At 51.8% G+C, this 7521-nt stretch carries 8 protein-coding genes and 2 pseudogenes; 9 read left to right on the top strand and 1 reads right to left on the bottom strand.

Translation table 11 applies throughout. The annotated features are described in order from the left end of the window. The 6 genes and pseudogenes from BG74_RS15880 to BG74_RS01835 form a co-directional block, all read left to right on the top strand. On the top strand, positions 1–794 hold a 794-nt coding region (locus BG74_RS15880), incomplete at its 5' end, for a phosphohexomutase domain-containing protein (RefSeq protein WP_501037403.1). 398 nt (positions 795–1192) lie between these two features. Next, the gene (locus tag BG74_RS12335; protein ID WP_187202501.1) at positions 1193–1378 is read left to right on the top strand and encodes a hypothetical protein; all 186 of its coding nucleotides are present in this window, start codon (positions 1193–1195) and stop codon (positions 1376–1378) included. A gap of 724 nt (positions 1379–2102) precedes the next feature. Further along, positions 2103–2677: pseudogene (locus BG74_RS20205) on the top strand (FAD-binding domain-containing protein); the annotation flags it as partial. 16 nt (positions 2678–2693) lie between these two features. Beyond that, complete coding sequence (locus BG74_RS01850; RefSeq protein ID WP_066596212.1) at positions 2694–3437, top strand: type 2 GTP cyclohydrolase I; 744 nt, start codon at positions 2694–2696, stop codon at positions 3435–3437. 356 nt (positions 3438–3793) lie between these two features. Further along, positions 3794–4027: pseudogene (locus BG74_RS15875) on the top strand (carboxyltransferase domain-containing protein); the annotation flags it as partial. 12 nt (positions 4028–4039) lie between these two features. After that, on the top strand, positions 4040–4270 hold the full coding sequence (locus BG74_RS01835; RefSeq protein WP_066596177.1) for a hypothetical protein: 231 nt from the start codon (positions 4040–4042) through the stop codon (positions 4268–4270). A gap of 268 nt (positions 4271–4538) precedes the next feature. On the opposite strand, the gene BG74_RS01830 is transcribed toward BG74_RS01835, so the two are convergent. After that, entirely contained in the window at positions 4539–5819 is a 1281-nt protein-coding gene (locus tag BG74_RS01830) for a citrate synthase (protein WP_066596175.1), read from the bottom strand. A gap of 635 nt (positions 5820–6454) precedes the next feature. Between BG74_RS01830 and sdhC the strand changes: the two genes are divergently transcribed. From sdhC to BG74_RS15870, 3 genes are all read left to right on the top strand, one after another. Further along, positions 6455–6844 (top strand): succinate dehydrogenase cytochrome b556 subunit, encoded by a 390-nt coding sequence (sdhC, locus tag BG74_RS01825; RefSeq protein ID WP_066596173.1) that lies wholly within the window; start codon positions 6455–6457, stop codon positions 6842–6844. Further along, positions 6838–7212: a succinate dehydrogenase membrane anchor subunit gene (gene sdhD, locus BG74_RS01820; RefSeq protein WP_066596171.1), complete on the top strand. Its 375-nt coding sequence runs from the start codon at positions 6838–6840 to the stop codon at positions 7210–7212. The genes sdhC and sdhD overlap by 7 nt, the downstream gene beginning before the upstream one ends. Next, positions 7187–7521, top strand: a 335-nt coding sequence (locus BG74_RS15870; protein ID WP_244267160.1) for an FAD-binding protein, incomplete at its 3' end; no start/stop codon positions are given. The genes sdhD and BG74_RS15870, both read left to right, overlap by 26 nt.

Here is a 7521-nt window from a genome sequence, read left to right as displayed (position 1 = left end):
TGGCAGGGCTGTTGGCACTACGCGATAAATTTGATTTAGCGTTCGCTAATGATCCGGACTATGACCGGCACGGAATTGTTACACCGGCGGGGTTGATGAACCCTAATCATTACCTGGCAGCAGCGATTAACTACCTATTCCAACATCGCCCTCAATGGGGCGATGAGGTGGGAGTGGGTAAGACGTTGGTCTCCAGCACCATGATTGACTGGGTGGTTAACAGCCTCGGACGCCGGCTAGTAGAAGTGCCGGTAGGCTTCAAGTGGTTTGTAGATGGCCTGTTTAACGGCAGTCTGGGTTTCGGAGGCGAAGAGAGCGCCGGGGCGTCATTTCTGTGCTTTGACCGTCAGCCATGGTCCACCGATAAAGACGGGATCATCATGTGCCTGCTGGCGGCGGAAATTACCGCTGTGACCGGCAAAAATCCGCAGCAGCATTATGATGAACTCGCGCAGCGCTTTGGCGCGCCCAGCTACAACCGCATTCAGGCGAAGGCCACCCACGCGCAGAAAGCGATTTTGTCCAAGCTGTCCCCCGAGCAGGTCAGCGCCAGCACGCTGGCAGGCGATACGATCATCGCACGGTTGACAGTGGCATCCGGCAATGGTGAGTCCATTGGCGGCCTGAAGGTGATGACGCAAAACGGCTGGTTTGCGGCCCGTCCTTCCGGTACGGAAGAAGTCTACAAGATCTACTGCGAAAGTTTCCTCGGTTCTGAGCACCGCCAGCAGATCGAGAAAGAGGCAGTGGATATCGTGAGCTACGTACTAAGCAGGGACGAAATAAGCCCCTAGCTGCGTCTGGTCATGCCCTATATAATCTCCAGCGGAACCCAACGGAGATTATCGCTCAAAGCGAATGCCATTTGCGAACCCAGATGGCGTGATTGTTGTCCAGTAAGGCATTCAGAGAAACAAACAGGCACTCTTCGCGGCGAAAAAATTTCGGCTCAGCGCCAATCTAGCATTCATGTCGCCGTGTGACGAGCGCGACAAGCTGCCAGACTATCATTCGATGGTCGTTTTTGCCTGCCGTTAACCCATCCCGGTATGGGGGAAAAGATTCGCTTTGACGGCGACCATAAACACCTAGCGTTCGCCATAGATGATTTGAACCCCGTATGTCGCTTTCACCGCCATCTTCCGCGAAATAACTATCCGGACCGCCCGCGCCGCGTTTGCAGCTCAGGTTGGTGAAAAATCTCAACGATCATATCACGTTACGCACCAGCAAAGAGGCGAACCACATGGATTACACCGCCAGCAAGGAAGTATTCGTACGCCAACAGGTACGTCAGCTCGCCGATCTCTGCAGCTATATTGTCTGTGCTAAATCGCTGAGCTGTGGTATGGCGCGGGTACGGGTCTATGAATCGTAAGAGGTACAGAAAACCGGCGTGAGTCTGTTTACCCGTATATTGCTGGAGCAAATGCCCTAGCTGCTGGTAGGAGAGGATGACCAGCCGCAGAATGCTCAATTGCGGGAGAACTTCGTGGCGCAGGTATTTACCTTGTGGGAATTAAACCGACTGATGCGCTAACCCCTGACCCGCGGCGCGCTGATGGCATTTCACTGCCGTTATAAGCTGTTATCGCTGGCACATTCCAAGCCGGCATATTAGCGCATTAGCACTTTTGTCGCCAGTATGGACCCGTTGGCCGTCGCTTGACGTGTTCGCCCTGACGTATCACGACTGGACGATGGCGCAACAGCGCCATCTTCCAGTTTAGCAAAGGTCTATACACTATTTCATAACGCCTTCCTGCACCAGCTCGAAGAGCAAGATCCGGCCTGCCGGCCCCGCGAGTGGGGGAGGACCCCTGCGGCAAGATATGCGAGATTGCGCCCGTTTCATTATCGAACCATGATGACCTCCGGACACACTATCTTACCGGTGAATCGGCCGCACTCTCACGTCTAGGTACTTTTGTCATCAATATTTGCAAGATTATCACCACGGCTACTATATTCAGGCGTTGGTCGACACTAGCTAGCTTTCTCACCTGCCTGGCGCCGGTGTTCTATCGCCGAACTAGTGTTATCATCGGCTGTGCCAAGCATCCTCTTAAGCGCTAACGCCATGAAAGAGCAGCACCTTCGCTTGGCTCAATGAATTAATATGGCGCGATTTTACCGCCATCTGCTGGTGAACTGGCCGGCGCTGTGTCGCCATCAGTCGTTTATTCCATGGAAGCGCCGCCATGTCCGCCTGGCAGCAGAATGATGACTTGTTCGACGCCTGGTGTACGGGCCATAACCAGTTATCCCATATCGATGCCGCCATGCGGCAACTGGCGGAGACCGATTGGATGCGCAATTGGTTGCGAATGATCAGCGCTAGTTTTCTCGTCAATGATCTGCTTATCGATGGCGATTTGACGGCTAATAACGGCGGCTAGCAATGGGATGATACCACGCCTTATTTCTGCATATTCAACCCTACCACGCAGGAAGAGGCGCTTCGATCCCGACGAGGCTTTTATTGATCGTTGGCTACCGGGACCCAAGCCGGTGCCGGATAATTATCTGCATCAGCCGCATCATTGGACCGAATGCGTAGCGCGCCGGACTAGATTATCCGCTGCTAATCGTCGATCATGGCAAAGCGCGCCTACGCGCCAACAAGGACGTTTATGAATCAGCTAAAGCGCGGGGCGTGGTGCGGAACGAACGATGATTATAGAGGCGAATCTATGCTTAATACCGAGATTGAAAAACTTATTAATAAAAAACTTAACATTTTCTCGCTGGAGGATTATGTGCCCAATGGCCTGCAGGTGGAGGGCCGCCAGGAAGTAAAATGCATAGTCACCGGCGTCACCGCCTGTCAGGCGTTGCTGGATAGCGCTCTGGCGCACGGCGCCGACGCAGTCATGGTCCACCACGGCTATTTCTGGAAAAACGAGGCACCGGTGATTAGCGGTATGAAACGCCGGCGGCTCAAAACATTACTGGTTAACGATATCAATTTATACTCCTGGCATTTGCCGCTGGATACCCACCCTGAATTGGGTAATAATGCGCAGCTCGCAGCGGCGTTGGACATTCAAGTGACCGGCAGTTTAGAACCGCTGCTGCCACAGGGTGAGTTCGCGACTCCTCTTAGCGGTGAAGCGCTGTGCCTGCGCCTTGAACAAACGCTAGGATGCAGTGTACTACATTGCGGCGACGGCGGGCCTGCGCAGATAAAGCGATTGGCCTGGTGTACCGGCAGCGGCCAGAGATTTATCGAGCTGGCGGCGCAGGCAGGGGTGGACGCATTCATTACCGGCGAAGTATCCGAACAGACTATCCATATTGCCCGTGAAGAGGGGCTGCATTTTTATGCCGCAGGCCATCACGCTACTGAGCGTGGCGGGATCCGTATGCTTGGAGAGTGGCTGGCTCAACATTATGATTTTGATGTAACTTTTATCGATATTCCCAACCCTGTATAACGGCGTTTCCCGACCATTCTCCCATTGACAGAGCTCCCTGGGATGAATATGGTAATTAACTATTAATTATAAATATTGTTAATTATGAATATTCCTATTTACAGGAAGCGGAGTTGCAATGGGCGCGATGTTATTTATTGGGAGAGCGAGCGGTGGTACTAGAGATGGGACCGCTGATTAGCTTGGAAAGTCAGCGCCGCGTTTGGAGTTTGTGCAGTGTATTGCACTTCACCAGGACGTCCGCGAAGCCGTTCCTAGCATGAATAATTTGCCGGTGCTACTGACCAAACCGCAGCACACAGCGCTGGATGCTATAGAGTGCCTGAAGCGCTGGCGGGAAGAGAGAATCGGCGCCGCACGAGGTGCGTCAAATTATGATTCTGATCATCTATAGTGGTGCCGCTGGCGCTAATCTGGCGAGGGTGGCGGAGCATACTGGAATGATGCCATGCCAGATGGTGGAGTGCCACGCCGGTGCGAACTACGTTGTCTACTTCTTTAGCTTCCAGACGGGGTTTCCCTATCTCTGTGGATTGCCGAAGGCTCTTGCCACTCCGTGGAGCGCTGAGCCGCGCCTGCAGGTGAAGTGAACGCCGGATCGGATGATAAACTGCTCTGACGATGGCTGGCACTTTGCGGTGAGGCTGGGTCAGAAGGTGAAATTGGCGTTGCCGAAACACGATATACGCAGCTATCTAGCGGTGTCGGTCGGCTTTGATATCGGTGCTGCAATCGCGCAGCACCGATATCAAAGTGACGATAGGCCGATTGGAGGGAAACGGCGCGGGCGCGGCTGCCGACTACAGGGCAGCACGCTTGCAGCACACAACTGACCAGGAATTGTTTTCGCAAGACGTATTGCCCAGCGTAGTGTGGGTGCCCCGGCGGCTATCCTATTATCTTTATGGCCTATGCCAAGACCACTAGCGGTTATCCCGCCTGGGCAAGCCGATCTATTTTGTCCAATGCTTTCTGGATGAAGCACATTTGGCCTTGCAACAGCAGAGCCGCTATTTAGAGCAGAGTTGGCCTGGCGGCTCTTAAACATAGCGGGGTGAGAACCCCGCTGGGGCGCTTCCCCGCGGGGGCGGGGAAGCGTAGTTATTTGCTCTGGCTGTGGAAGTTCCGCTGGGCATAGCCGGTGTAGAGCTGGCGCGGACGGGCGATCTTCAGACCATCATTGTGCATCTCTTTCCAGTGGGCTATCCAGCCGACAGTACGCGCCATGGCGAAAATGACCGTGAACATGGTCGAAGGGATCCCCATGGCCTTCAAAATGATGCCAGAGTAGAAATCGACGTTGGGATACAGCTTGCGCTCTTTGAAGTATGGGTCGTGTAGCGCGATATGCTCAAGCTCCATGGCCACCGCCAGTAAATCATCCGAAAGATTGAGTTCTTTCAACACCTCATGGCAAGTCTCCCGCATCACGGTAGCGCGCGGATCGTAGTTTTTATACACGCGATGGCCGAAGCCCATCAGGCGGAACGAATCATTTTTATCCTTAGCGCGTTTGATAAACTCAGAGATATGCTCAACTTTGTTGATCTCTTCGAGCATTTGCAGACATGCCTCGTTGGCGCCACCGTGGGCAGGACCCCACAGCGAAGCAATGCCCGCCGCGATACAAGCGAAAGGATTGGCACCGGAGGAGCCAGCGGTGCGCACCGTCGAAGTGGAAGCATTTTGTTCGTGATCGGCGTGCAAAATGAGAATACGGTCCATGGCGCGCTCCAGAACCGGATTGACCTCGTAAGCCTCGCATGGCGTGGCGAACATCATATACAGGAAGTTGCCGGCATAGGATAAATCATTGCGCGGGTAGATAAACGGCTGGCCGAGGGAATACTTGTAGCACATGGCAGCCACGGTGGGCATTTTCGACAATAGGCGGAATGCGGCGATTTCGCGGTGGCGTTCGACGTTGACATCCAGCGAGTTATGATAGAACGCCGCCAGCGCACCGGTGACCCCGCACATGACCGCCATCGGATGGGAATCGCGCCGAAAACCGTGGAACAGCCGGGTAATCTGTTCATGAATCATGGTATGACGGGTGACGATAGTGCGGAACTCATCGAATTGCTCACGGGTTGGCGTTTCGCCGTTCAACAGGATATAGCAGACCTCCAGATAGTTCGATTCTAGCGCAAGCTGGTCGATTGGGAAGCCGCGGTGCAGCAAGACGCCTTTGTCACCGTCGATATAGGTGATTTTCGATTCACAGGAGGCGGTGGAGGTGAAGCCGGGATCGAAGGTGAAATACCCTTGACTTCCCAAGCCGCGAATATCTATCTCTTTTTCGCCCATGGTGCCTGTTAGCAAATCCATGGCAATGGGGTCGTGCCCCTCAGGGGTAAAAGTTGCTTTACTTTTAGCCATTATATTCTCCTTAGCGCGTATAAACTTAATCTTGTACCACAGGCGGCTCAAGGGGGCGTTTATTTTCTGTCTGCCTTAGCGGTGCGCATTGCCGGGCGCAGAGCAGAGCGCAGTTTGACGCTTTACCCGAAAAGGGTGAACGAACGGTGTTTGCCTTGGTGGGTGAAGATTATTTAAAATATTATTTGCTATAAATGGGCCTTTTAACCTGCTGGTCAAGGCACTTCTTACACTGTTACATAAACTTAATCACGGAGGAAGTGTGTCGCCACTTGATAAGCGGGTTATAGCATAGAATCGGGATAATTTGTAATCAAAATGTTTCTTTATTGTCAATGTAGATGTATACTATAATATAGGGAATGTGAGAATCATGACGATGCTCATTAAATCTTCTGAATGTTAACAAACTATTTTATGTTAATTGTAGTTATAATGTGAAAGCCATATACTTTACTAAGGTCTCCCTCCGGAACTTCATGTAGTCTGTAGCCTGTAGTAGGAACACCCAGCGTTATTTAGCGCGTCATTTACGTACAAGGAATTGTGTTTTTAGTATATGATGTCGCATGGTTTATCCCATTAACGCTGTCTGATCCAGCTAGGACTGGAGGAAGGAAAATAATAACAGCTGTATGGGAAAAAAATTGAAAAAACAAAGGCCTGTAAACTTACATCTGCAAAATATCCGGTTCCCAGTAACTGCAATAGCATCCATTCTTCATCGAGTGTCCGGCATCATCATGTTTGTGGCTATCGGCATTCTGCTTTGGGTTCTCGGATTATCTCTCCCTTCCCCAGAAGGCTTCCTTCAGGCTACCGCTTTGATAGATAGCTTCATTGTTAAATTCATCTTTTGGGGTATTTTGACCGCACTGGTCTACCATACCCTCGGGGGAATTCGTCACATGTTGATAGATTTTGGCTATCTGGAAGAAACGTTAGCGATGGGTAAAATCACCGCAAATGCTACATTTTTGCTAACTGTCGTGCTATCTATTTTAGCTGGAGTCCTCCTATGGTAAGCAATGCTTCGGCATTAGGACGTAACGGAGTACATGAGTGGTTATTGGTTCGTGCATCCGCTATCGTAATTTTCCTTTACATTATTTATCTGCTCGGTTTTATCCTGTTTACAGATACTCTCACCTATGACGTCTGGCGCGGTTTTTTCGCCACCCCCATGAAGAAAGTCTTCACCTTACTAACCCTGTTTTCCATCCTAGTGCACACCTGGATCGGTATGTGGCAGGTATTAACGGATTACATCAAGCCCCTGGCGCTGCGGCTACTGCTGCAATTGGCCATTGTTATCGTGCTCATGGTATATTTACTTTATGGAACTGTTGTGGTATGTGGAGTAGTCAATGACATTGCCGGTAAGAGAGTTTGACGCCGTGGTTATCGGTGCTGGAGGCGCTGGTATGCGCGCCGCCCTGCAGATCTCCCAGATGAAGCTCTCGTGCGTTTTAATTTCCAAAGTATTTCCAATACGTTCCCATACGGTATCGGCGCAGGGCGGCATAACCGTCGCCCTCGGCAATAGCCATAAAGACGACTGGCAGTGGCATATGTACGATACGGTGAAAGGGTCCGATTATATCGGTGACCAGGACGCTATCGAATACATGTGCAAAACCGGCCCAGAAGCGGTACTAGAGCTGGAGCATATGGGGTTACCGTTTTCCCGCCTCGACGACGG

It is taken from the genome of Sodalis-like endosymbiont of Proechinophthirus fluctus (assembly GCF_001602625.1).
Lineage (GTDB): Bacteria > Pseudomonadota > Gammaproteobacteria > Enterobacterales > Enterobacteriaceae.
This window is presented reverse-complemented; position numbering and strand designations above follow the sequence as displayed.

Coding starts and splice junctions, on each gene's coding strand:
- sdhC (WP_066596173.1), top strand. CDS start 6,455: ATGGGAAAAAAATTGAAAAAACAAAGGCCTGTAAACTTACATCTGCAA.
- BG74_RS01835 (WP_066596177.1), top strand. CDS start 4,040: ATGATAAACTGCTCTGACGATGGCTGGCACTTTGCGGTGAGGCTGGGT.
- BG74_RS01830 (WP_066596175.1), bottom strand. CDS start 5,819: ATGGCTAAAAGTAAAGCAACTTTTACCCCTGAGGGGCACGACCCCATT.
- sdhD (WP_066596171.1), top strand. CDS start 6,838: ATGGTAAGCAATGCTTCGGCATTAGGACGTAACGGAGTACATGAGTGG.
- BG74_RS01850 (WP_066596212.1), top strand. CDS start 2,694: ATGCTTAATACCGAGATTGAAAAACTTATTAATAAAAAACTTAACATT.